Annotated in this window: 24 protein-coding genes, 1 tRNA gene, 1 rRNA gene and 2 pseudogenes; 3 read left to right on the plus strand and 25 right to left on the minus strand. The window is 29.9% G+C overall.

Annotation, left to right across the window (positions count from 1 at the left end; all coding sequences use genetic code 11):
* Positions 1-54 precede the first annotated feature (54 nt).
* Positions 55-228 (plus strand): FeoB-associated Cys-rich membrane protein, encoded by a 174-nt coding sequence (locus HW275_RS03495; RefSeq protein ID WP_178935198.1) that lies wholly within the window; start codon positions 55-57, stop codon positions 226-228.
* A 354-nt stretch (positions 229-582) separates the two neighbouring features.
* Here HW275_RS03495 and HW275_RS03500 read toward each other — a convergent pair whose 3' ends face one another.
* From HW275_RS03500 to HW275_RS03540, 10 genes are all read right to left on the minus strand, one after another.
* Positions 583-1641, minus strand: coding sequence for a site-specific integrase (locus HW275_RS03500; RefSeq protein WP_178935200.1), 1059 nt, complete (start codon positions 1639-1641; stop codon positions 583-585).
* A 75-nt stretch (positions 1642-1716) separates the two neighbouring features.
* Positions 1717-1935, minus strand: coding sequence for a helix-turn-helix transcriptional regulator (locus tag HW275_RS03505; protein WP_178935202.1), 219 nt, complete (start codon positions 1933-1935; stop codon positions 1717-1719).
* Positions 1936-1953: 18 nt separating this feature from the next.
* Positions 1954-2706 carry a protein rep gene (locus HW275_RS03510; RefSeq protein WP_178935203.1) on the minus strand — a complete coding sequence of 251 codons (753 nt, stop codon included), beginning with the start codon at positions 2704-2706 and terminating at the stop codon, positions 1954-1956.
* 539 nt (positions 2707-3245) lie between these two features.
* Complete coding sequence (locus tag HW275_RS03515; protein ID WP_178935205.1) at positions 3246-3398, minus strand: hypothetical protein; 153 nt, start codon at positions 3396-3398, stop codon at positions 3246-3248.
* Positions 3399-3415: 17 nt separating this feature from the next.
* Positions 3416-3700: a hypothetical protein gene (locus HW275_RS03520; protein ID WP_178935207.1), complete on the minus strand. Its 285-nt coding sequence runs from the start codon at positions 3698-3700 to the stop codon at positions 3416-3418.
* A gap of 12 nt (positions 3701-3712) precedes the next feature.
* Complete coding sequence (locus HW275_RS12350; RefSeq protein ID WP_255460003.1) at positions 3713-3835, minus strand: hypothetical protein; 123 nt, start codon at positions 3833-3835, stop codon at positions 3713-3715.
* Between the two features lie 66 nt (positions 3836-3901).
* The gene (locus HW275_RS03525; protein WP_178935209.1) at positions 3902-4522 is read right to left on the minus strand and encodes a hypothetical protein; all 621 of its coding nucleotides are present in this window, start codon (positions 4520-4522) and stop codon (positions 3902-3904) included.
* 3 nt (positions 4523-4525) lie between these two features.
* Positions 4526-4750 (minus strand): hypothetical protein, encoded by a 225-nt coding sequence (locus HW275_RS03530; RefSeq protein WP_178935211.1) that lies wholly within the window; start codon positions 4748-4750, stop codon positions 4526-4528.
* Positions 4751-4924: 174 nt separating this feature from the next.
* On the minus strand, positions 4925-5650 hold the full coding sequence (locus HW275_RS03535) for a Rha family transcriptional regulator (RefSeq protein WP_178935213.1): 726 nt from the start codon (positions 5648-5650) through the stop codon (positions 4925-4927).
* Positions 5651-5707: 57 nt separating this feature from the next.
* Positions 5708-5914 (minus strand): helix-turn-helix transcriptional regulator, encoded by a 207-nt coding sequence (locus HW275_RS03540; RefSeq protein WP_021770108.1) that lies wholly within the window; start codon positions 5912-5914, stop codon positions 5708-5710.
* Between the two features lie 152 nt (positions 5915-6066).
* Here HW275_RS03540 and HW275_RS03545 point away from each other — a divergent pair, with 152 nt between their 5' ends.
* Entirely contained in the window at positions 6067-6681 is a 615-nt protein-coding gene (locus HW275_RS03545; protein ID WP_178935216.1) for a helix-turn-helix domain-containing protein, read from the plus strand.
* 1680 nt (positions 6682-8361) lie between these two features.
* Here HW275_RS03545 and HW275_RS03550 read toward each other — a convergent pair.
* The 5 genes from HW275_RS03550 to tnpA form a co-directional block, all read right to left on the minus strand.
* On the minus strand, positions 8362-8640 hold the full coding sequence (locus tag HW275_RS03550) for a type II toxin-antitoxin system YafQ family toxin (RefSeq protein WP_178935218.1): 279 nt from the start codon (positions 8638-8640) through the stop codon (positions 8362-8364).
* Between the two features lie 7 nt (positions 8641-8647).
* Positions 8648-8926, minus strand: coding sequence for a type II toxin-antitoxin system RelB/DinJ family antitoxin (locus HW275_RS03555; RefSeq protein WP_178935220.1), 279 nt, complete (start codon positions 8924-8926; stop codon positions 8648-8650).
* An 882-nt stretch (positions 8927-9808) separates the two neighbouring features.
* Positions 9809-9979: a hypothetical protein gene (locus tag HW275_RS03560; protein WP_255460004.1), complete on the minus strand. Its 171-nt coding sequence runs from the start codon at positions 9977-9979 to the stop codon at positions 9809-9811.
* 545 nt (positions 9980-10524) lie between these two features.
* Positions 10525-12513, minus strand: coding sequence for a translation factor GTPase family protein (locus HW275_RS03565; RefSeq protein WP_178935222.1), 1989 nt, complete (start codon positions 12511-12513; stop codon positions 10525-10527).
* A 156-nt stretch (positions 12514-12669) separates the two neighbouring features.
* A complete protein-coding gene (gene tnpA / locus HW275_RS03570) occupies positions 12670-13125 on the minus strand; it encodes an IS200/IS605 family transposase (RefSeq protein WP_178935224.1) in 456 nt (151 codons plus the stop codon).
* A gap of 144 nt (positions 13126-13269) precedes the next feature.
* On the opposite strand from tnpA, the pseudogene HW275_RS12240 reads away from it, so the two are divergent.
* Positions 13270-13368, plus strand: a pseudogene (locus tag HW275_RS12240) (relaxase); the annotation flags it as partial.
* 38 nt (positions 13369-13406) lie between these two features.
* Here HW275_RS12240 and HW275_RS03575 read toward each other — a convergent pair.
* From HW275_RS03575 to rrf, 10 genes and pseudogenes are all read right to left on the minus strand, one after another.
* Positions 13407-15743: a S8 family peptidase gene (locus tag HW275_RS03575; RefSeq protein ID WP_178935225.1), complete on the minus strand. Its 2337-nt coding sequence runs from the start codon at positions 15741-15743 to the stop codon at positions 13407-13409.
* 2 nt (positions 15744-15745) lie between these two features.
* On the minus strand, positions 15746-16843 hold the full coding sequence (locus HW275_RS03580; RefSeq protein WP_178935226.1) for an AAA family ATPase: 1098 nt from the start codon (positions 16841-16843) through the stop codon (positions 15746-15748).
* A gap of 896 nt (positions 16844-17739) precedes the next feature.
* Positions 17740-20433, minus strand: a complete 2694-nt coding sequence (locus HW275_RS03590) for a glycoside hydrolase family 38 C-terminal domain-containing protein (RefSeq protein ID WP_255460005.1) — start codon at positions 20431-20433, stop codon at positions 17740-17742.
* A gap of 1 nt (position 20434) precedes the next feature.
* Positions 20435-21619 (minus strand): PTS fructose transporter subunit IIC, encoded by a 1185-nt coding sequence (locus tag HW275_RS03595; RefSeq protein ID WP_178935228.1) that lies wholly within the window; start codon positions 21617-21619, stop codon positions 20435-20437.
* A 70-nt stretch (positions 21620-21689) separates the two neighbouring features.
* Positions 21690-22001: a PTS fructose transporter subunit IIB gene (locus tag HW275_RS03600; RefSeq protein WP_218975084.1), complete on the minus strand. Its 312-nt coding sequence runs from the start codon at positions 21999-22001 to the stop codon at positions 21690-21692.
* Between the two features lie 41 nt (positions 22002-22042).
* On the minus strand, positions 22043-22477 hold the full coding sequence (locus HW275_RS03605; protein ID WP_178935229.1) for a PTS sugar transporter subunit IIA: 435 nt from the start codon (positions 22475-22477) through the stop codon (positions 22043-22045).
* A 65-nt stretch (positions 22478-22542) separates the two neighbouring features.
* Positions 22543-24606 carry a transcription antiterminator gene (locus tag HW275_RS03610; RefSeq protein WP_178935230.1) on the minus strand — a complete coding sequence of 688 codons (2064 nt, stop codon included), beginning with the start codon at positions 24604-24606 and terminating at the stop codon, positions 22543-22545.
* A gap of 385 nt (positions 24607-24991) precedes the next feature.
* A pseudogene (locus tag HW275_RS03615) lies at positions 24992-25276 on the minus strand (ABC transporter substrate-binding protein).
* Positions 25277-25489: 213 nt separating this feature from the next.
* Positions 25490-25566: transfer RNA gene (locus HW275_RS03620), tRNA-Asn, on the minus strand.
* A 16-nt stretch (positions 25567-25582) separates the two neighbouring features.
* A 5S ribosomal RNA gene (rrf, locus tag HW275_RS03625) occupies positions 25583-25695 on the minus strand.
* Between the last annotated feature and the right edge of the window lie 19 nt (positions 25696-25714).

The following is a 25714-nucleotide window of genomic DNA, read 5'->3' on the forward strand; positions in this document are numbered from 1 at the left end:
TTTTGCTAAATAAAATTTACTATTAGCCATACAATCTTGAAAGGAAGTGCAAACATGGAAAAAACAATCATTGTTGCTGTAATTGCAGCCATAGTTGTAATCGCAGTTTTTAGAAAAATATACAAAGATTATAAGAAAAATAAAAATTTTTGTGGAACAGACTGCTGCAGTTGTTCAGGTGTTTCGGTCTGTAATTTGCAAAAAAAATCAGAAAATCATAATAAATAATATAATTCAAATATATTTCTTTAACAAATTAAAAACAAAGAAAATAAAAATTTTATTATAAGAATTATCCTGTATAATTACATCTGACCAATAGAAAAAGTGAAAACTTTTTTCTTCAAAACTCCTTTTTAAATATGCTATCACAAGGGTAGCATATTTTTTTTGCCAATTTTTTACAAAGCAAGGTAATACAGTACCAAAAAGGTATTCAGTTACCTTTTTCATTTTTTAATATTTTTTATTTATTTGTGATTTTTCTAAAAAAGGTACTCATTTACCTTGCCGGTTGGTCCCCCGTTGGTCCCCAAATTCATTGCCTACAAATTATCAGTTTTATTGATTCAATTAATGGTTTTAATTTACATCATTCAAAAATTTGATGTTATCCATTGATACAGTCAATTCCTCGATGTCTGATTGAATATAATATTCATTTGTAGTGCTTATGTCCTCGTGTCCTAGTATATCGGTTATTACAACGCTATTTATTTTTTGATTGTTCATAAAGGTTGCCAATGTCTTTCGGCAATCGTGTGGCTTATGATTCATTTTTAACTCTTCCAGCGTCTTATAAAACTTTTCCCTGAAATAATTTGTACGTATCGGCTTATTTTCTTTTTTCTTTTTCTCAAATACCCATTTTTTATTATATAACAAATATTCAGTTGGACTGCTCTCATATAGTCCTTTCACTAACTGAAATATATCCTTGTGTATCGGTATTTGTCTATGTCTCCCTTTTTCCGTCTTGTTTCCGCCGTTTATAATTCTACGCAGCAAGTCAACGTTTTCTTTTTTCAGTTCTGTAATTTCACCTATTCTCATACCTGTGTAAATCATAATTAAAATATAGTCTACCCACTGTATGCCAATATTATTCCACAGCTTTTGAATTTCATAGCCTGTAAACACGTTCTTTTGCCTTTTGCTGCTTTCCTTTGGCAACCTTATAAACTTCGCTCTGTTCACTGTCATTATCTCAAGTTCCATAGCATAATTGGATAATACTGTCAAAAAGTTCTTTGTGATCTTCTTTGTTGCTACACTGCAATTAAGACTGTTTACTGTATCTTGCATTTGCGGTCCTTTTATTTCCCTGAATACTAGACTATGTAACGGCTTACATCTCTTAAAGCTGTTCTCGTAGCCTTTTATCGTGCCAACTGCAACCAGTCCTTTCTGATTCTCAATAAATAATCTATACAACCCCTTAAATGTCATTGTGCTGTTTTCTACGTCATAGGGATTGTATAAATATTCATTCAGCACTTCCATTGCCTGTTTCCTTGTTTCATAATAGCCCAGCGATACCCTTTTCTTTGTTCTCCAGTCCGTAACCCTTACCCTGTACGGCTTTCTCTTTGTGGTTTTTGTTACACTTCCAGTACCATTTGCATTTTTTATTCTTTTCATTTCTTCCACCAATCCAAAAATCTAGCTAATAGGCACTACTCTACCCTATAATTTTAATACCGTTTTTTACAATAGTCAAAAAAATATTTTAATCAGTTCATTGTCCGTTAGTTCTAATAACTCTTTTATCCTGTATATTTCCGACTGTGTAAAATAATTTTTTCCGTTTATTTTTTTATTAAGTCCACTTTCCGATATTCTTAATTCCTTAGCTAATTTCTGGTAATTCATTTTTTTATCCTTTATCTTGAGCTTTAATACGTTGTATGCCATTCTCTTTGCTCTCAAGTTCAATTAAATCACCCCGTTTTGTTATTTGAATATTCCTGAAGCAGTAAACAGCCTTTTCCTGTCATTTATCATTTCAAAAAAGGCCCGAATTTCCATATCATCAAGTTTCATTATACGCTTTTTTCCTACAATAGTTATATATTTTAATACTGTATCAATATCATTTTCAGTATCTTTTACTATTTTTACGTCAATAGCGTTCTTAATTTCCTCTCCTTTCCATTTTTTCCAAGTCTTTTCCAATTTTTCTATTTCTTTTTTTCTGATCCAATGTTTCTTAAAGTCTTCTCTAACTCCTAATAATAAATGGATATGCGGCAATAACTTTCCTGTATATTTATTATAGGAAATTTCAACTATTTTTATATAGCCCAGCATTATTGCCTGTATGCTCCTTTTCCTTATGATTTTAGCCACTATTTCATTATTTTCTCCCACTTCCTTGCTTAATTTCGATAAATCGCTTATTTCTCTGCCGTTAAATGTTATTAGGATATATCGGATTCCGTTTTGTTCATTGATTTTTTTCTTTAGTTTTAAAAAGGACTTGAATTTTTTGTTTTCTCGGCATAAAGGACAAGTTTGGCGCTTACACCTTGTTACAAAGTTTATTTCTCCAGCACTGTATAAAAGTTCATTGTTTATGCAGTCTATTATTTCATCAACTTCATTTGTCTTCCTGTATTCCTCTATGATTTCCAATATCTCTATTATCCTATCTGTTTCTTTTTCTGTATATCTATATCGCTTAGGATAATTCCCACTTTTTTCCATTCAATTCACTTCCTTACCCAAATGTTAAATTCGGCGTGCATTATCCCTCTCTTTTTTCTATAATCATTTTTCCTTGTGTATGTCTGTATATAATCAATAAATTATCATTGCTTTTCTTTGAAATATATAGATTATTTTGTATTCTAAGCCTTTATTTATGCTATCTAGATTATATCTTTGAATGAAAAATGATTAAAAATGTAAGATAACTACCCCATATAACTATATATAAGAAAAGGGAAAAATTTTTGTTCACTCAAAATCACGTAATTTTTTTAACCTTGTATTAATCTTACATTTTTTGTTGTTATGGTATCTAACTTTACATTTTTATTTCCTATTTTTTACTTCAAAAACGTATAATTTGTTATGGTATTTAATATTACATTTTTATTCTCTTATCATTTAAAGATTAGGGCCTAAATTTTGATTGTCTTAACTGCTCTGATATGGTATAATTGATATATAGAAATACACCAAAATAATTATGATTGCTTGTTATAACACTCCCCCCTTTTTGTGAAATAACAGGCATTTTTTTATTTCTTGTCCTTTTTCTTCGGATTATATTCTTGCTGTGATTTTCCATAATTCAGTTTGCCACACTTCTTGCATTTGGCGGCATAATAAATACAGCTGTTCTCTATTCCAAATAAGAACGTTCCACAATGCTTGCAATATACTGATTTCATATTTTCTCCTTTCGCTGTTATGATAATGGTTGTCCGTCTTCCTCTTCATCAAAGACTTTCATTATTTGCTCGCTTTCGTCAATAAGTGCCTCAAAAACAACATTATCTATTGACACCTCTAACAAATCGGTAACTTTATCCACTATTTGAATTATTTGATTACCAGGTATCATCAATTCGCCTAAAAACTCAACAAATGCTACTGCCTGTATTTTCCGTTCTTTTTGTGTTTCAATCCACTTCTTTTTTCGTTCTTCATTTGTTGTTGTTAAGACTTTTCTTAATATACCCATTCTATCCATTTTCTAACACTCCTATAATTTTCTGTCTGTCGGTATTCCTAACTTAATCAATAATTTCTCCATTTCTTCCACGCTTAATTGTTTAAATGCTTTGATTATCGCCTTTGCTCTTTCATCACTATTAATTTTCTCCATCCTGTATTCCTCCCGTTATTTTTTCAGTTAATAGAACGGAAAATTCCGTTCTCGTAAATTCCTGTATTATCTGCCTGTTTTTATTTCTAAAACTTTAGTTTGTATTTCTTCAATAGCATTTAAAAACGGTCTGTATTTTTCTTCAAAGCTCATTTCTGTTTGCGGCTCAAGTTCAAAATCAAGGTATTTTTCTAAGTCCTTGTTTATCAATTTTTCAAGTTCCTTTTCTTTATCTAGCCTTGTAAATAATTTTCCTATTTTTCTGTTCCCCAATATTTCCCTTATTATTCTAAGCATTTTAAGATTATTAGCCTCGTAACCTAAAATTTCAAATACTATTTCTTCAAAAAGTTCATCTGGTATATCAAATTTTGAAAATTCCATTATATATTTAAGTTTATCAAAGTCTATTTTTTCAATTTCTTTTTTGCTCCATTTTTGACTGTATTCTTTAATATTTCCAGTTATATCAGCATTTATTTGCTTTATTTCAATCTCAAATTTTTCTTTTACAGGTTTCATATTCTGCGTGATATTTTTTTCAATTTCTTCTGGTGAACCCCACGCACCTTCGTGGCTTTCTCTAGTTATTCTTAGGCTTTCTAAAAATATCAGCCTTTTTTCTTCCGCCTTTGCAATAAGTTTACTCAATTCGTTATTTAGTTCGTATCCAATGTATATAGTCATTTCCTATCCCTCCATTTCCATTCTTGCCACTTGCTTTCCTAATTCAAAAAAAGTTTTTTGTGTTTCTACAAGTAAATCAGCAAAAAAATTACTCGCCTCTCTACTGCTTTTAAGTTCTTTCATTACAATATCCATTTTTCTTTTGCAACGTATCTCAAGTTCTATATCTGCCCATTCAAGTATTGCTTCTTCCATACTTTTTTTCGCTTTTTCTTTCATTTCTTCCATTTAATCCACTCTCCTATTTAAATATTTTCTTGATTCTGTTAATGATTTTCTTTTGTTCCTTTTCCCTTGCCTTGTCGCTGTTCTTGTTTACCATTCCTATGGCTTCAAATTTGTGTTTCATTCTTTACCACTCCATTTCAATATTAAATTTTATTTATTTGTTTATTTTCGGATCTAGTTCAATAACAAAACTTCATTATTCCCTAGCCCTGTATTTTGATTGATTCCGTCCATTATAACCCTTACACTTTCGGGGTATAGCCTTGTTACCACTTTTAATAAGTCCTTGCCATAATCATTCGCTAGTGCATATTTAAGCACGCTTTTAAATCTGTCCTTTGCCCTTACCGTCTTGTTATAGTTAGTCATTCTAGCCTTTAAATCAATGTGATATTGTTCCTTAAATACCCTGTAAATTTCATTGTATCTGTTCCCGTAATTTCCCCCACCAACTCTTACGACCCTGTTTATAATGTCCTCTATCTGATAAGGCTGTAAATCTCCATTAAGCCCTTTGATTATTTCCTTTTGTGCCTCGTTCTCAATTCTTAATCTTTCGTTTTCAAGCTCGCTTTCTATCTGCATTTGTAACAACTCAATCTTAGTAAACTGCTTAGGTTTAGTAGCTCTTTCAATTAACTTAAATCTTACTACCGCATCATATCGAGCCGCTAACTGGAATACCCCCTCTTTTGTTAAATCGTACTGTGGCAATTTTCTTCCTGTATTGTCCGAATATTCACTCAACGCAAAAATGCGTTCAGTATCAAGCCCTTTGTTTTCCAGCTTTTCAATCTCATCTTTAATATCTCTTAATACATCTGCGTGTCTTTTCCCTGTTACCTCTGCAATTTCTCTACTTGTCATTGTACTTTCTTTCAATACTGCTAATTCTTTCATTTCTTACCTCTCCTATCCTGTTTTTTAATATTGCTCGGCTAAAATTTCAGCCCAGCCCTATTCGTTTATAAAGATTTCTACTACTTCATCATTGGTTAAATTTAAAAATTCTTTTAGTTTTGCGATTTCTTCGGGCTTAAATTTAGTTCTCCCATTAAATCTTTTGTTTACTGGAACTATTGAAAAGCCGAATAATTTAGCTACATCGTCCTGTGTTTTTCCGTTTAATACCATTTTTGAATCCAATAATTTTCTGTTAATCATTTTTTATCACCCCTAACTATCACATACTATGTATGTATTTTATTTAAATATAGCATACATACTATATAAGTGTCAAGTATTTTTTGTTTGTATTTTTTGATTTTTGTGATATGATAGTTATAGAAGCAAATGGATTGGATTGGTGAATAATTATGAAAATAAACGAAAAAATAAAAGAACTAAGAACTAAAAATAAATTAACACAAAAGGAATTTGCCAATAAAACAGGTTTATCAATTTCAACAATACAAAAATATGAGTACGGCGACTTAACCCCTAGTGAATCGGTATTATTTAAAATTTGCAAAACTTTCGATATTTCCCCTGACGAATTGTTAAAAGATACCAAAAATGTCGATGAATTGGATGAAATGGAAAAATATTATCAAATTTTATTTACAGATACATACCAACCTGACAAAAAATTAAGAAATATTCTCATTGATTTGGACGATAGAGAAGTTTTTTTGAAAAAAGATGAAAAGGCGATAGTGGAATTTCTTTTATACAATGGATTTGAATTTGATTTTTTAGATATATACGATAATCTTTTATATTGTAAAAATGATAAATTACAAATTGACACTTTAATTGAGATAACACAATTAAGACAATTAATCTCTATGACTAAAAAAAAGATTATGTTAGATTTTAAAATTATATTTGATACTTTTGGCGAAGATTGGGAAACGGGAAGCCTTTCATATATGGAAATTCTAGAAAAACAAATTGAAGAAGAAAAGGAACTAGAAAAGGATTTTGATTAATTCATTAATCCCTAAATCAAACCGCAAAACTTCTGCCATCTCAAAACGACTGAACGAATCGTGCACCCATAATTAAACGACTGGGCAAATCGCCTACCCATAGTTAAAGGACTAGGCGAATTGTCTACCCCTATTGAACGGATTGTTAAGGGAGTAGTTAAAAGCGACACCCTTTGAAGTGAATAGATAAAATCTACTGTGTTAGCTTTTGTTAGCCAGTATATAAAATTTATATATCAGATAACGGGCTATGTTAAACTTAGGTCGTGAATAATTATTGAATACATCCAATAGAGATAAACTCCCCTTTGGTTGTTTTTATTTCTCCATTTGTGGGGAAAAGTTAATAAGCAATATATTTTGCCCTCGCCCTTATGGCGAACGTGATTTTATACCAACATTTCCCTTATAATTTTTTTCAGGATGAATAAGTGATAACCCTGATACGAAAATTTTTCGTACCGTGAATTAATTTAACCTCATATAAGCCAAATACAAGCTCATACACGCTTTCAATTCATTTCTTTGATAATTTCACTGCCTAACTTATCAAAATACTTCCACAGCTTGTTTTTAAACTCACAGTATTGTGAAACTTACAGACAATTAATTTACATTTGGGCCTATTCCTTAAATCCGGATAAGCACGTTAAGATTAAAAAATAAAACATTTTTTTAATGTTAATGGAAATTAAATTGTTGGCTTTTGTTAAGTTTTTATATCCGTACTGCATAAATCTAACTTAGGGAGTTTTTTTATACCCTAATTCAAATTTAGTGTTTCCTGCAATTATTTTTACAACGAATCAGCAAGCTAAGATTATTTCAAATTTTAGTATTTTTTAGTAATTTATATTTTCTATTTCTCAATTTAATCATAAGACGTCCACAGACGAACGTAAAGGGGGTATCACATTCGATAAATTAAATTTTGGCATTAATCTATGGCTAGAGTATAAATCTCTCTTAAATCGCTTAATTTACATTAAAAAATTATTTTATTTTTTAATCTTAACGTGCTATTGCGGTTTTATAGGCTGTTCTAACAATAGGCCCATTTGTTATTGGCTGTTACTTAAATTTAAGTAGTAGCTCCAGTGTTCTTCTCTGTGAAGTACGTAGGTAAAATATTTTACTCACATCATTTTTGAATAGGTCTGCTAAAATTTCAGCCAACCCAAATGCGATACCTTAAATTAAAGGCGTCGTATTTATGTAGTAATTTGTAGTATTTTTTTACTTGTTGAATCTGATACGGAAATTTTCCGCACCAGCTTTTATAATTTGACTCCATAATTTTTTGAAGTGAAATTTTTATAATTTACATTTCAACATTTATTCTTAAAATCAATTCTAAGGTGGCTAACATTCCACTCACGTTCGTTTGTAAACTTTTTGATATAAAACTATGGCTAAGATGTAAAATGTTCTCAAATCGCTTTATTTTTTGTCATATTTCCTAAAAACTGTTTTTTGAAATTCTTTTAACATATTATTTTTACTAGCTTTTTAATGATAATTCATCTAAAAAACGGAACAGAACTAAAACTTAAAAAAGTCATCATACATATTTTTTCTGGGGCTTCGAACCCGTTCGCTTTGTTTTAAGTTCTCCAAAGTACCTTTTCATTTTTGCATAAAAAAATCACAGCTAAATTAATAAACTGTGATTCGTTTATCTTATCCAAACAGGTCGCTGTGAGTTCCTGTATCTGTTAATAACAGTATCAAGCCCTTTTCTGTTATCTTGTATACCAACAGCCAATCAGGTGCTATATGACACTCACGATGTCCTATAAAGTCTCCTATCAAAGAATGGTCTTTATTCTTTTCAGGTAACTTCTCCCCTTTTGCCAGCATTTCTACAACTTCATCTAATAAATTTGTATTATATCCACGTCTTTCTACACGTTTCAAACTTTTGCGAAATTGTTTAGTTGTATGTATTGAGTATATCATTTTATCATTATTCTTCATTTTCCAGTATGTCCTCTATCATTTCTTTTGCTGACGAATAGCCTTTACCCATATTGCCAGTTCTTTCCATTTCTTCTGCCTCTTTAATAGCAGCCAATAACTCTTGTCTTGGACGTGGATTCCTAATTTCAAAAGGTATCTTCTGTTCTTTTATTGCCTGTTTTAAGAATACGTTTATCGCTGTAGTTAAGTTCATTCCTAAGTCCTTGAATAACTCCTGTGCCTCTTTTTTAGTGGTATCATCTATATTTATAGTTGTTGCACTCATCTTTATCACTCCTTAAATATTTATATTATATATATATTATACACTTAAAATATATAAAAAGCAATAAAAAAATCTGAATTTCTACATCAGGCCCATTATTTTATCAAGTTCAATTGTATTTATTGTTTGCACCAATATTGGTTATTTATTAGCTCATTTACTGAAAAGTTTTGCCATTTTTCGTGATTCTTTATTATCTATTCAATCACTTATTATTCCTGCTTTTGTGTACTGTTTGCACCAGTTTTGTTTTTGGTGCAAATTCTATTAATTTGGTGCAATTTTTCCGTAATTTTCCAACAAATTTTATTTTCGGTTGTTACCTTTAACCCTTATTATTGCTGTATTCCTTAGCATTTTGCAACCATTAAAATTGGTTGTGTTTTTGGTTACTTTCGGTTGCATTTCCAATTCTAAGTGGTTGCATTAAATATTATATTGGAGTAGTGCCATTATGAAATACACTACTAGCCTTTGGATTGGTAACATAATTATACCATATTTCACATAGAATTTGAATCAGCTGGAAAATAATTTATATTAAAAAAGGACTACTCAAATGTGAATAATCCTTTTTTTATTAGCTAGATTTTTTGTTTTAAAATTGCAAAAGTAGTGGTATTTTTATTGGTACTCACAAACCCCCATAAATAGCGACTTCATTTTTTTACTTTTTGAGGTTGGTCCCCCGTTGGTCCCCAAATTAAATTTTATACCCATTTTTACTGGCTTTCTCTTAAAAAAGAAGTTTTTTCTTCAAACTCCTTTTTAAATATGCTATCACAAGGGTAGCATATTTTTTTTGCCAATTTTTTACAAAGCAAGGTAATACAGTACCAAAAAGGTATTCAGTTATCTTTTTCATTTTTTTAGTTTTTTTATTTATTTGTAATTTTTCATAAAAGTTGCCAATGTCTTTCGGCAATCGTATGGCTTATGATTCATTTCTAATGCTTCCAGCGTCTTATAAAACTTTTCCCTGAAATAATTTGTACGTATCGGCTTGTTTTCCTTTTTCTTTTTCTTAAATACCCATTTTTTATTATATAGCAAATATATTATAGAGTTGTTCTAATCTTTATTTGCAAAAGTGAATGTTAACGAGTTTCGTTTTCGTAGTAATCAAGGTTTATCCAAATAATGAATGTTTCGACTACTTTCTCAAATAAAATTTGGAATATTTCAAAAAAATGCTTAGACGAGCCAGAGATAATCTATTATCTTGAGTATGGCATTAATATGTTAAAATAACCATTATTGTGAAATAAAGGGAAATGGCGACGATTTCCCTTGCTTATATAAAAAGAAAAAACATAGAATTATGAAAAAATATTTATTAACAATAAGCAATTTTTCAAAATCTGTATAAGAATCCTTTATACGGATATTTAATGATTAAATTTAATTAAGGACATTTTAATAGTTACATAGTTTGTATAAATAGTAATCTTGTAAAAAAGCTTTAATTCCATGAATTTTCTAATTTCTACTATTCAAATAGGAGTTAATTTTACTTTATCAAAACAAAAAAAGAGAAAAATAATATTATTAAATTTCTCTCTTTTTTCAAATTATTAAAAAATATTTTTAGTTAAGTTTTATTTTTTTCTGCTGTCAATTACTTTTTGTGCCAAGTCTCCCATTAATTCTTCGTATCTCACGAGTTTCATTTCAAAATATCCACGTCCTTGTGTGATGGCTTTCAATTCGTTGGCGTATTTGAATGTTTCTGACATTGGGGCTTCAGCTACTATTTTTTGTTTTGTATTTTTGTGGGCTTCCATTCCTATTACTCTACCACGTTTTTTGTTGATGTCGCCCATTACATCCCCGATATATTCTTCTGGAATGATAATTGTAAGTTCCATAATTGGTTCTAATAAAATTGGTTTTGCTTCCAGCATTCCCTTTTTGAAAGCCAAGTTTGCAGCAATTTTAAAGGCTAATTCTGAAGAATCAACATCGTGATATGAACCGTCGTATAAGACAGCTTTTATGTTAGTTACTGGATAACCAGCTAGAACTCCCTCTTTTAGCGATTCTCTTAATCCTTTTTCCACTGCTGGAATATATGATTTTGGAACACTTCCACCTGTAATTGTTTCTTCAAAGACAAAGTCTTCGTCTACGTGAGAGAATTTAATTAATACATCTCCGTATTGTCCGTGTCCTCCTGATTGTTTCTTATGTTTTCCTTGAACATCAGAAGTTCCTTTGATTGTTTCACGGTACGGCACTTTTAATTCGATAGTTTTTATTGATATTCCAAATTTAGCTTTTAATTTTTCGATAACTGTTGCAGAATGAAGTTCTCCTTGTACTCCTAGCACTGTCTGCCCTGTTTCAAGGTTTCTATGCCAAGTGAAAGATGGGTCTTCCTCCATTAGACGATTAAGTCCAGAAGACATTTTTTCATCATCATTTTTGTTCAAAGGCTCTATAGCCACGAATAATTGTGGTTTTGGAAAAGTTATTTCCTTTATGGCAGCTTCTTTTTCATTAGTTGACAATGTATCAGAAGTTTTTGTACTGTTAAATTTTGAAAATACAACAATATCTCCAGCGATTCCCTTTTGAACTTCTTCCATTTTATTCATAACGAATGTATAAATTTTTCCAATTCTTTCTTTTGTTTTTCTATTTATATTAAAAACTTCGTTATCTTGCTTAACTTCACCAGAATAAACTTTTGCATACGAAACTTTTCCTAAGAAAGAATCAATTGTAGTCTTAAAAATTTGACATACAAATGTATTTTTTTCAGGCTCAATTTTCTTGTTATCATTAGGTGATGGCAAGAAATCCTTTACCATGTCAAAAGTTGTATGAAGCCCAATGTTTTTTAAAGTCGAACCGCAAATAACCGGGATTACAGAGCAGTCAAGCACTCCCTGTCTAAGTCCATGATGAATTTCAGCTGTTGTAAATTCAACACCATTAAAATATTTGTCCATTAATTCTTCATCTGTTTCGGCTACCGCTTCCAAAAGCATTTCACGAATTGAATTTATTTCATCATCCATATCAGCGGGCATTTCCACAGTTGCACATTCATTTTTGTTTTTATCAAATTCCCTTGCAAACATATCAACTACATTAATATGTCCACGAAATTCATCTCCACGTCCCCAAGGTACATGAAACGGCGCAATTCTTTTACCATATTTTTCTCTCAACTGTGAAAGAATCTTTTCATAATCAGCTTTTTCATTGTCAATTTTATTTACAAAAATAAATCGTGGAATATTTCTGCTGTCTGTCAATTCCAGAGCTGTTTCTGTTCCAACTGTAAGATCTGTAGTCCCATCAACAATAATAACCGCTCCATCAACTGCCGCAAGCCCTGATTCAACTTCGCCAAAAAAATCCCCATATCCTGGAATATCCACAAAATTAAATTTTGCAGCCTGATATTCAATTGCATGTAAACTCAAGGAATTAGTAATTTTTGCGTCATTTTCATTGACTGAAATACGATTGGTAAGCCCAGCCGTAAATTCCAGCCCCTCCACCATATTACTCTTTCCTGAACCGCTATGTCCCAAAATTCCGACATTTCTAATGTTAGTGCTGTCATATATTCTCATAACATTTCCTCCCTGTATCTGCTTTCTTTAATTAATGAAATTTACCTTACATTAAATTTTAACTTGAAATACGAAAAAATCAAGTTAATTTTATCATTTTTCTTCAAATTGAATAAAATGTAGCTGATTTTTTGTCAATTAAGTTTTAAGTCAAGATCACCCTTCAAAAGGGTCTTCATATTCCTTTACACTTAATCTGTCCATCGCTATATCATGTTTCTCCTGTTCGGCTATATATTTTTTTATTGTTGCTTCATTTAAGCCTACTGTGCTTACATAATATCCTTCTGACCAGAAATGTCTGTTTCCAAATTTATATTTTAAGTTTGCATGCTTATCAAACATCATCAATGCACTTTTCCCCTTCAGATATCCCATAAAACTTGATACACTTATTTTTGGTGGTATGCTTACCAGCATATGCACGTGATCTTTCATCAGATGTCCTTCTATTATTTCAACTCCTTTATATTCACATAATCTTCTTAAAATTTCTCCCACACTTTTTCTGTATTGACTATATATAACTTTTCGTCTATACTTAGGTGTAAATACTATATGATACTTACACATCCATTTAGTATGAGACAGGCTATTAGTTTTATTAGCCATATAAACACCTTCCTTTCATTAATAGTAGCTTAAACCTATTATAACGGAAGGTGTATTTTGTTGCAAAATTACGTTTCCGCGCCCGCATAGCGGGTGGTTTTATGTTTCGCACGCTTTGCGTACTCAACTGACTAAAGCCAATAAAAAAAGAATACCCTCATGCAAGAGTATTTTTCCTCAAAATCCACAATGGACGAGCTTTACAAGATACGTAAAAACTATGATATTTATATGGATAAAGAGGAGGTAATTAATTTCTTACCTCTTCTACCTTTGGATTTTTATAAATTAACATTAATATTTTCAGATATTTTTATATTATTATGCCAAAAATTATATTCATCAAGTTTTTGTGTAATACCATTATAGACATTACAAGTATTAGTTGGATCTTTAATTGTAATGATTAAGCAAAACTCTTGACTTAATTCTCTATTTTCAATAACTGCTCTATCTTCAATGCTACTTCTGTAAGTACCATCTATTGTAAGATACCATTTTTTATCAGAAGTTGTATATTTTATTTTGTTCCCATCTGTTAACTCTGATGTATCTACAGCATATTTTTTTACTGGATAGTATTTATCTCCATACTGAATTAGCATTCTTTCTTTTAATGCAAAATCTTTTGATGATTCTTTCATTTTAACCTTACTGTACAATGAACCTATCAGTATATTTTGAGTACCACTTCTTCCAATTGGATTTAAAATACCATTTTTGCTTGTATCCCTAGGTATTTTTTCATCATAAGAACCAAATCTTACATCTATATTTGACTGACAATATTCAAATCCTTGAGTTGGATCTAAAATAGGATCATACACAAGTGTTACTATCACTTGAAAATTAAAGAACTCATTCTTTACCAAACATTCTGGCATAGGAAAATCTTTAATATCTATGAAGTTTCCTTTTGGTAAAACATCACGCAATATTAGTGTCGCTTCATTTGGAGAATTATATAATATATTATGAACTGTATCAGGTAATCCAAAACCAAGATATTTAGTTCTTTCAAATTCTGGTATTTCTGTATTCTTAGGATAACTAGCTGAATGAATTATTAAGCTTTTCAATAACAATGAATCAAATTCCTCATCCATTTCGTTTAATAAACCTGCAGCTAAAGCAGCCACTCTAGGAGTTGAGAAACTAGTTCCTGCTTGTTCAACAATATCTCCATTTTTAGAAAATGATTTTACACCACCTTGGATAATCTTTCTGCATGAGTTAACTCCAGCATTACCACCTAAATGTACAATATCAGGTTTTATAATATAAGCTGGACCTGGACCTCTTCTTGAAAATGGTGATAAATTATATGGCTCAGATATCCAACCATTCTCTTTTTTATCAGCAATGGATCCAACCACCAATGATCTAACAGAATCAGCTCCTTCATGTAATTTTCCTATAGCATCTCCATTAGCAAAATTCGTACAATTTCCAGTAGATTTACATATCAAAACATTATACTCATCTTGAATATCGTCCAATGCAATAGCAAAATCGCTAAATTTTTGTTCAGATATTTCACGAACAATACTTATTGATAAATTCCATATCTTTATTTCTTTATAATTATTTTTTATAACTTCTCTAATATTTTGTATTAATTCATCTTCCTCTATACTTTCTTTTTGCGTATCAGGAAAAATTGCAGCATCAAATACTCTTATATTTTTAGCTCCAACAACTTCTTCACCTTGAAGTTCATCTCCATATGTAATAACACCAGCAACAAATGTTCCATGATTTTCTAATAGTAGTTCATTTGGATATGGTGAATTTCTAACTCCATAAATCCACGACTGTAAAGGGTCTATCCTACATATTCCATTATCTAAAACACCTACAATTTCACTTTTTTTCTCACTATCATATTCTTTGATTTCTATACTATCTTTTTTATTTAATATATCCAAATTGATTGATATATGTGGCATGGGAACAAACTCTTCTGCTAAGTCAAACAATGTATTGTTTATAAGTTTATCAATTTGTAGGTTAGATATATCTTGCAATTTATATATTATAAGTGATTTCGTATAATTTGTTTTTATAAATTCAATCTTTTCATTTCTTAAAAACATCTCAAATTTTGCTTTATGACTTTTATTAGTGGAAAAGTCATTAAAATTAAAAAGTTTTACCTTATAGTTAGAAATGCCTTCACTTTTATATGCAATAGGCTTATATTTCATGATATTATCAATACCAGAAATTCCATACGCATTATTTTTAACATCACTTATTTTTTCTTCAATTTTAGCTCCATCTGTTTGAGAATCCACACGAATAACTAAAGTATTTTCATCTGTGACTCCAATCACATTATTCTTGTTAGTAAAAAAAATATTTTCAATTTTCCTTCTATGACTTTTAGCATGTGCATCTCTATTTAACTTTACTTCAATTATTACTGGTATATCTCTTTCATTCCAATTTTCTTCTTCTAATACATCCTTTATAACTCGCGATAATGCCACAGATTTTTCATATAGTTCTTCACCATGAAGAACCCATTTAGGAAGTTCTTTTCCACCACCACCTTCTACTCTTTGCTTATCCTCTTCTCGTTTAGCAAAAAATTTGATTGGTAATGTTTCTTTCATTTTTATTCACCCCTTACTTTTTTAGATATCATCTGTACCTTTCTTAGAGAAAATCCATGACTTTGTAATTCTCTATGGGTCATTCCTCCTTGAATTAAAAATTTGATGAAATCTTCTTCATTAGTTATCGAATGATTCTTAAATAAAAAAGTTTCTCTTAAAATATCAAATGAAACAATCTCTTTTTTTTCATTTATTACAGCATTTCTCATAGAATTATTCATAATAGTGTTAATATCCGAATGACTTAATCCAATTAATGAAGTTGCTAAATTCTCAATTTTCTTGTCTGTTATATTAAATTTAAATTTTGATGTACTAATACATATATTAAGAAGTATATTAATTTCAAATTCCGTAGGCTTATTTACACTTAATACTCGATTAAATCTACGCCAAATCGCAGGATCTAGTAATTCATGATGATTTGTTGCAGCAATTATAATACTATCTTTACTAAAAACATCTATATTCTGAATAAGGCTATTTACAACTCTTTTTAATTCACCTGTTTCATTTTTGTCATCTCTTATTTTAGCAATAACATCAAATTCATCTAAAAACAAAATACACTCCTGCCTTGAAGCAAAATCAAATATTTTCCTGATATTTTTTGCCGTACTTCCCAACAAAGATGAAATCATTCCATCCAATCTCACTGTCAATAATGGAAGACATGTCTGCATAGATATGTATTGTGCTATCGAAGTTTTTCCGCATCCTGGTGGCCCATAAAGAAGCAAAGTACAAGAATCATCTATTCCAGCTTTTAATAATTTATCCCTATTTTCATAACCCTTTATAAAATCTCGAACTTCATTTGTAACTTCATTATTTAAAATTAATTTCTCTCTATCAATAATCGGGTAACAAATATCAACCATATCCATTCTACTTTCACCATCAACAGGTTTAGATGATAATGAATCTAAAGATAATATACTTCCTCTTTTTTTTGATAGTAAATTATTTATTTTTCGTGCCAATGATAAGTCGCCAGTATTTTCTAAATTTTTAGCTAATATTTTAGAATAATTAAAGACCTTTTCCTTATCTCCAGATAATGCACCTTCAATTATTTTAGAAATCTCTGTATACATTCCATCCACCTCCTACTTTTTATTATATATTATTTTTATACTTATTTCAATATCTTTTGTTATTATAATTGTATTTTTCGTTATTATTTTTTACATATCGTTATCAAGGTAATAAAAAAGAGGTTGTCTCAAAATGATTAAAATTTTGAGTTCAGCTTCTATTTTTTTTTATTTTGACGTATACTTGAATTCAAGTTTTTGTTTATTTGCACACGTATATGTATCGGTTTCTTCATCAAACGACATATTTTCCGCCTTAGAAATATCCTGTTTAAATTTTCGAGTTTTCTACTTTTCATAATTTTGTGGTTTTGTATATGGAGTATAATTATTATTAAAAAGATATTCATAGTTCTCTTCACTTTCATATCCTGCATCTGCAATAATATTTTTAAATTTCAAGTTTTTACTTTCCAATACTGATAAAAATGGAATAAGCGTTCTTACATCCGTAGGATTGGTGAACAGATCCAGTCCTACAATATATTCAGAATTTACGTTTATCTATAAATTGTATGCAGGTTTCAGCTGCCCATTTTTCATGTAGTCCTCCTTCATTCTCATAAACGTTGCATCCCTGCCTGTTTTTAGAGTATGCTTGCATTAAATATCTATAGTCCAATCCCTCCAATAATTTGCTAATTACTCTAACAGGTGATGATTCGGAGATATTAACTCCAATATCCATAGGCGAAAACAATTGATAATTTGAAAAAATGTAGTACAATTAATTGAATGGTTATTGTTTTTTGTCATAATTCAATTATACCATTTTACCGAGATTTTATTTCGTTTTTTTCTTTTTTTAAACAAAAAAAGCTGAACTCAAAATTTTAATCATTTTGAGACAGCCCTTATTTCTTCTATTTTTGAGACATTTCCATTTTTTATGTTTATTATTTAACCTTGATACTCAAAACCTGACAAGTTTTTACATTATTAATTTTAATTTTATTTCCAGCAAAACTGAATTCAACATTATCCATAACTGTTTCTTCATCAAATTTTACTAAAGATGTATTTTTAATATCATCGTGATATATAATGTCAAAATCAGTAGACTTTTTATCATCAGGATTATATACTCTAATAATTAATGCATTTTCCTTTTCTGCTTTTTTCACAGTGCTGAGAATACAATTTCTATTTTCTGAAGAAAATATTGAATAATCAAATGGAACATCCTGAATTTCAGGTTTATTCATTAAAAAGAAAATATCCACATTTTTAAATTCCGCAGCCTGATAATAATAGAAAGGAGTTAAGTATTCCTTAGATATATTCGAAATTTTTGAAATTGAATATTCATTCTTTCCAATAGAAATAGCAAAATTAAACTTCAGATTTTTCAGCAGGTTTGCATCAGGTGTTTCCCAGTTAGCCATTCCTGAAGCTCTTCCAGGTCTATCTTTAAGCTCTGCTTTTCCCATTTCTGGTGTTGATCTGAATAAAGTGAGTGCTATTGTATCAAATTTTTCACCTGTAATCTGATATTCCCTTACACAATCTGTTATAATGCTTACATTTTCATGGTCATTAGCAAGAGATACAAAAGATTGCATTGGTTCTATTGTTCTAGGTTTTTCATTCCAGCTATTTTCCCGCCAGTTTTCAACTTCAGAAAGATAAACAGGCCTTCTAATTGTTCCAAATTGCTGATCAGCAATAGATTCAACACTTTCTATTCCTGTTTTAAACAATACACGTACACGATGTTCTATAGCTTTATTTTCAACTTCTATATCTACTTTTACAAGAGAACTGTCTTTTTCCAGTGATAGAGTTACCAAAAATTCTATCTGGATATTATCTTGTTCCTGTTCTCTTGATGTCAAATTATGAGGAATATTCATTTTTACAGAATATTTTATTTTATTTAACAGCGAATTTTTTTCTGTTTCCAATATTTCGATTTCAGAATTTTCACTTGTTAAAATCCTGTCGTTATAAGGCTCTGAATAATCATAAGTATCTCCTGCATCTCCAGAATCTTCAAAAATCAAAAAACCTTCTTTTTCTAAATTATTCTTTTTATCTTTTATGATTATTGAACCATTTTTCTGAACTCTCACATTCAAAATTTCATTTTCAATTTGATTCATTTCAGTACTGCATTCATAAACCTTAACAGCTGACTCTTTTTTTCTCGTAAATAGTGTTCTGTATCCTAAAGGTAACATGTCTTTCAGGTAAATCAGCAACTCAGTTTTATATATTTCTGCATTTTCCTTTATCCAACGGGGATTATCATTAGTATTGAATCCTACTTCCGATTTCATTTTATTTTTTATTCTTTCCTCAAGCTTTTCACTTTTTAGAACTTTGGTTTCGTATATATTACCATCAGTATCGTAAATTTCTACATCAGTAAAAGGAGTAAAAATTTCAGTCTTTAAAACTCCACTTCTTCTGTATGGAAGAAAATTATATACTTGAAACTGAAAAATATCTTTTTCAGGAATAGCTGATCCTATTTCTCTCATCTTTAAATCATTCAGATTATCCATTAGAGATTTTACAGTATCATTTCTATATTCAATACTGTTATTTGTTTCATCAGAATTACACATACCGATACTGTCATGAGCGGCATTTTCAGCCATAAGCTTCCATGCCTTTTCAAAAACTTTATTTTCATATTCAAAGCCTGATTTATATGCTATTGAACTTAAAGGCTCCGATATATTTACTATAAGATTTTCATTCTTATTATTCTTTATCTTTAAGTCAGCTCTTGTAGAATATATAGATTTATGAACCCTGCTGAATTGTCCCGATGTCATTTCCCCTTTTACAGTATCATACCGAAATCCATTGTTTTCCGCTTTCTCCATTACATTATCAATGGTAGATATGTAAAAATTACTATCAGGATTAAGCTTATTAAGTTTTTCTATAATTTCAGGAAGATTTTTTCTAATTGGTCTCTGATCTTCACCATTATATAATATCAATGTCCCTATTAGAGATCTTCTGTCTGTTTCTTCCTTCAATTTCGCCATTAAATTATTCAAACTATCTGTTTCAGATGTAAAATAAACAAAATTTCCATATCTGTCAAGATACATATTGAAAACCCTGCTTCCATCAGGAGATTCCCAATAAAACTCATTTTTAGGATAATGACTATCCCCTAGCCCTCTTTTAAAGGTATTGTATTTTATGTTAAAACCATTAAGCAACTGTGGCATCTGAGCCGACTGACCAAAAGAATCAGGCATATATCCTGTTTTCATATATGCTCCAAAATCTTTTGCCCTTTCTATTCCATAATACAAATTCCTTATAATGGATTCTCCGCTTATTACCATCTGGTCTGTCTGTGTATACCATGGTCCTATTATAAGTTTGCCTTCTCTAACAAGCTTTTTTATTCTATCTTCATCATAGGGATGAAATTCAAGATAGTCATCTATAATGGATAGCTGCGCATCCAGAAGAAAATGACTGAAGTTTTTATTGTTTTCCAGTACATCAAATATTTCCTTGAAATGATTCAGGGAATATATTTTAGAACGGGAAGTTGTAAAGTACCATTCCCTGTCCCAGTGTGTATGCGGGATAATCGGAAAATCATATTTTTTATTCATATTAATACTCATCCACTTCCAGCTTACCATCTTTTATAAGCTTATTTCTGTACAGCACATTACATACTGCAATTATTATTGATCCTACAGCTATTCCTATCATATATGCAGGAAGATTTTTTACAAGAGGCCATGCCCAGACTGCTGATTCAGGAAACCATTGTACTGCACCTAAAGCTATTCCTGAAAATGCCCCTATAACCGAAGAAACTACGTATAAAGGAATTGTAAATCCAGGATTTTCAAGTGCAAAAGGAATTGCTCCTTCTGAAATTCCCATAAAAGCAAGGAAAATGGATGTCTTACCTGCATCGTAAAATTCACTGTTATAAACTCTTCTTCCAACTAATTTCTTGTCTATCAGAGTTGACAGTCCAAGACCTATTGATGGAGTAACTATTGCTATTGTTCTTGCTGTAATCGGAAGAACTTTCTCAGTAGTAAATCCTAAAGCCACGAATCCTGCAGCCTTATTTACAGGCCCTCCTAAATCAAAAGCTGTAGTTGCCGAAAGTACAAGAGCATATGCAAACTGTCCTGCTGCTCCTGCCGCTTCAAGAAGTGCTCTAATTTGGAGATTTATCCATCCTCCAACAGGAGTTATTACAAATACCATCACAAACATACAGAAAAGCGAAGAAAGTAAAGGTATTAGAAATGTAGATTTAAATGCAAGCCATTTTTTTGGTAAATTGATGCTCTTATTTAAATATTTTACAAAATACCCTATTATCATTGCAATAATAAACGCCCCTAAAAATCCTGAAGGAACCGGTGTAATTTTATCCAGAACTCCATCAACCATTCCTATAGTGGCTACAGGCTTATTTGCAACGTAACCTCCTATAAATCCTGCAGCAAGGGCTGTCTTACCACCTATAGAATTTGCCACAAATGCCGCAAACATTGGGATAGCAAAACCAAATAATGTAAATCCAAAACTTTCCATCAATGAAGCCAATTTTAATAACTGTAAGTTCATTCCTGTATACTGTCCTGTCTTTATTGCATCCAAAATTGATACACTTGGATCAATTTTAAATATTACGTAAGGAATTACCTGAGAAAATGCACCAATAAGTCCTCCCATTATAAGTACAGGTATCATATAGGATATACCTGTCATAAGATGTTTATAAAATTCCTGCCAGAAACTGTTTTTTCTTTTTCTTTTTAATTGAGCCATTTTAAATACCTCCCATATTTCTTTTTATAATTTTTATTTTTTTGCTATATTTATGCAATTCTTTATTAAATTATCCTATTTCTTCAACTATTTCTCCCAAAATTTCTTTTCCTTCTCTGATGGCTTCTTTTAAAGTAATTTCATAAGGATCATAACCTTCAAAACGCTCCATACCTTGTGGAGTAATTGCCAACGCAAGAATAATTGCATCTGATTCCGCTATATCTTTCTTTGTAAGTTCATTCTGAATTCCATCTGCTCCCTGTGTTTCTATTTTAATTTCTACACCCAGTTCTTTTGCCGCCTTTTCTAAAGAATCTGCCGCCATGAATGTATGTGCCAGTCCCATCGGACAAGCACAGACTGCTACAATTTTTTTCATAATAATTCTTCTCCTTATATCAGTTTATTTTTTACTTTCATTTACTCAATAATAATTTTTAATAATTCTTCCTTGTCATCTGTTATTTCCAATTTTTCCCTAAATTTTTCCTCCAGTATCTTTTTTGAAAGTTTCATTAAAATTTTTATATGTTCCCCTGCTGAAGCTGAAGGAACCCCAAGAAGAAATATATATTTCACCTTTTCATCCGGATCTCCCCAGAAAATTTCCTTTTTTAATTTTGCAAATACTATCTGAGGAGAATTTATAAATTCTGATTTCCCATGAGGAATTGCTACTTTAAATCCCACAACGGTATTTTCCATTTTTTCCCTTTTCAGAACATCTTCAAAAAATTTTTCCTTATCAACTAATTTTTCATTAGATATTGTATCTATCATTTTATTAATTATTTCTTTCTTATTTTCCGTTTCCAAATCTAAAATAATGTTATCCTTATTAATAAAATTCTCCATTTTTCTATCTCCTGTATTTAATAAATTTAGTCAACTCCATTTTTCAGAAATAACTTCTATAATATTCAAATATCAGCCATTTCTAGAAATTTCAAATAATCTATCAGTTCTTCGGGATTCTCTTTATTTAACAGTTCATTCTCAAAATCAGGATTTTTCAAATATCTGTTTAATTCAAGTATAGCCCGTAAATGCTCATCTTTATTTCTTGATGCAAGGCATATAACTATTCTTATTTCACTCCCAAAAAAATCTATTTCCTTTTTTAATGTTATTAATGAAAAACCTGTTTCCTTTACATTTTTTAAAAGCTGTCCATGAGGCAAAATTGTTTTATTACCAACCAGAATATATTTTCCATACTGTATAATCTGATTTTTCAATTCTTCTGTATATTTTTTCTTCACAAGCCCTGAATCAATCATTGTCTTACCTGTAATTTCTATTACTTCCTCAAGGTCATTTGCATCGACATTTAACTTAATATTTTTTTCAGAAAGTAATTCTACAAAACTTTTACCAATTTCTGCTTTTGATTCCGTGTCATCATAAATGTTCTCTTCAAAATTTTTCATCAGCTGTTTTTTTAATTCTGATTCATCCGTTATTTTCTTTATAACATTTAACAACTCTGTCAACTTTATTTTTGATCTTTTTTCAGGAAGACCATAATTTTTTAATTTTAAAATATCCTTTTCATTCATGATGGGATTAACTGTTATTACATCTATACCATCCAGCTTAAAATTCAATGTTGATATAATGATATCAGCTTTTTCCAGATAATTGTAATTTTCCAGCTGATTAAAAGGTATTATATCAATTATGTTAACCTGAAATCTGTTATTAATGTTTTCATATAAAAATCTTGAACTGCTATATCCCAATCCACATACAATCAATATGTCAGTATCTTTCTTGAACAGTGTTGCAGGATTATTTCTCATTATAGCCCTTTGAATCATAACAGTAATAAAAGCCGCTTCATCTTCATCAAATGACAAATTTATAAAATCAGAAATTATTTTCAAACTTGATTTTGTTTTTACAAAAAGTTCCATATACTGTTTTTTGACTTCGCTTAAAATACTTTCTGTCAGTTTAAATTTATTTTTCATTCGATAAATTGCAGGTTTTATATGATTAAGCAATTCTTTCCTTAAAATTTTATCCTCTGTAAGATTTATTCCCAAGCTATCACTTAACAACTTTATAAATTGATCTATCAGGCTTTCTATCAAAATCCAGTTTAAAAAATAGGAATATTCCGAGTTATATGAATATGAACCCAGAAAAAAATCAACAAAATAATAAATATCTTTTTCTTTTATATTTTCAACTTTTTCCAATATTTCCTTAATTTTATTAAATTCCACTGTTTTCGAAAGAAAAATTTTATTTTCCACATCTTCTTCTATTTCGTATCTATTTTCATTTCTTATCTGAGAAATAAACAGAAATAGCTGTAATGTTTCAAACGCTTCATCACTGATTGTTTTTTCTGTATAATCCAGTATTTTATTAATTGTATTTTTAGATCTTTCTATTCTGCTTTTTTTATAAAATTTCTGTATTATTTTTTTTAAGGGATCATATTCTATTTTCTTTTCCTTTGTGTTCTTCATATATTCCCTCAATATATTAATCATATATTTTCTTATATTTATTTCACTTCCAATAATCTTATATCCTCTATTGTTGTTCATATCGATTACAAGGTCATATTCACTAATAATTTTATTTAATTCTTTTAATGAATATCTTACGGTTGTTTTACTTAAATTATATTTTTCAGTGAAATACTGCAATATAAATTCATTTTTAGAAAGAAATATTTCATAAGATAACATGTTTACCCTTTCATTTTCTGACAAAAAATATTCCTTTTCTTTAATGTTTTCCACAATATCTTCTATTTCATTTTCTGAATATAAAATTTTTAATCTATTGTTATTTATTTCAACGATGTCTTTATTATTCTTTTCCTGAAAAAATACATTTAACTCATCAATATCATAGCGGATACTTCTTTCAGTTATATTGTATAAGTTTGAAATATCTTTTATTGTAATTTCATCATTTGAATTTATTACCAGATTAATAATTTCAAAATACCTCTTTTTTACCATTTTGTCTCCTTATACTAATAATATATACTGATTTTCATATTTTTCAAGATTTTTATTTTTTCAAATTTTATTGAAAAAATTTTTTCATAATTATATAATTTTATATGTATACTTATATTATTCTGATTTTCATGATTTGTATTTGAAATGTAACTAATTTATTTATTATCTTAAAATATAAGCTCTATAATATCTGTAGGGTGAACAAGAATTCAACAACTTAAAAAAGCTTATTAAACTTAGAAATCCTTAAGCTTATTGAACTTTTTATCACCCCATACTTGACATAGAGCTATTTAAAAAATATAAACTCTTTGAATATTAATATATTCAGAAAATAAAAAAATGTGTAAGTATTTTTCTTTTTTGAGATAGTTTATCTATTTTAAATATTCCGTAGTCCTGCAAGCTCTGTTGCAATTCTATCCCATGCATAATACACCCACACAGCATTTATATCTGTCTTAAGTGCTGTAACCATATCTGTTACTGCGTTTGGAATCATTTTAACTTTGCTGAAATCTCCTCTGTCATCAGTTATGATTTTCTTTAATATTGCTTTTTCTATTTCATCATCCTATATAGCGTACTTATGACCTTCAAGCTTTTTGGGACTGTCTATTCCCTTCTCCTTTAACGATATTATTCCTGAAATATTATGACTTATAATTGCAGCGACTGCTTAAAAAAAGATAAATTTCCTTTCCTGAAAACAAAAAAAGACAAAAAACCTTTTTAAACAAAGTTTTCTTGTCTAGTTAACAATATTCTTGCAGTAATTTACTATCTTGATATTTACAACAGTTCTATTCATTAATACACTACTGTACAATACTTTATGCCTTTTTTCTTTAAATCCTCATGGAATTTTCACAAAAAAAAGTGGCGTCCCCGGTTGGACTCGAACCAACGACCCTCTGATTAACAGTCAGATGCTCTAACCGGCTGAGCTACGGAGACACACAAAAGAAAAAAAGTTTGGCAACTGCCTATTTTCCCGGGACGAATCCAAGTATCGTAGGCGTAAGCAGACTTAACTGCCGGGTTCGAAATGTGACCGGGTGTATCCCTGCTGCTAGCATCACCAAACTTAATTAAATTGTCAAGT

Origin of the sequence: Leptotrichia sp. oral taxon 223, from assembly GCF_013394795.1 — a bacterium.
Taxonomy (GTDB): Bacteria; Fusobacteriota; Fusobacteriia; order Fusobacteriales; family Leptotrichiaceae; genus Leptotrichia.